The organism is Vibrio sp. 1401 (genome assembly GCF_033340295.1).
The window spans coordinates 1-539 of the sequence record NZ_JAWOWF010000763.1; the positions used below are offsets into that span (position 1 = coordinate 1).

Annotated in this window: 1 protein-coding gene; it reads left to right on the forward strand. The window is 46.4% G+C overall.

The window, feature by feature from the left end:
* Nucleotides 1–46: 46 nt before the first annotated feature.
* Nucleotides 47–539 (forward strand): arylesterase (locus tag R7Z77_RS28030; protein ID WP_318137392.1); only part of this gene is annotated, 493 nt, incomplete at its 3' end.

The following is a 539-nucleotide window of genomic DNA, read 5'->3' on the forward strand; positions in this document are numbered from 1 at the left end:
AACCAAATTCGCTTGAACAATAGGTGCTTTGAGTACAGGTGTTTGCATGATTCGTTTACTTTCCTTAGTTCTCTTTTTTTGTCTTTCCGCCGCATCGCAAGCAAGCGAAAAGCTTCTTGTTCTTGGTGATAGCTTGAGTGCGGGCTATCAAATGCCGATTGAGAAGAGTTGGCCTAGCTTACTCCCTGACGCGCTGCTCGAACACGGGCAAGATGTAACAGTTATTAATGGCAGCATCTCCGGAGACACTACTGGCAACGGTTTGGCTCGCCTCCCGCAACTGCTTGACCAACATACACCCGACTTAGTTCTTATCGAGTTGGGCGCCAATGATGGGTTGCGTGGCTTCCCTCCAAAAGTTATTACGTCGAATCTTTCGAAAATGATTAGCATGATCAAAGATTCTGGTGCCAATGTGGTCATGATGCAAATTCGTGTCCCACCTAACTACGGCAAGCGCTACAGCGACATGTTTTACGACATCTATCCCAAATTGGCTGAACATCAACAAGTTCAGTTAATGCCGTTCTTCTTAGAGC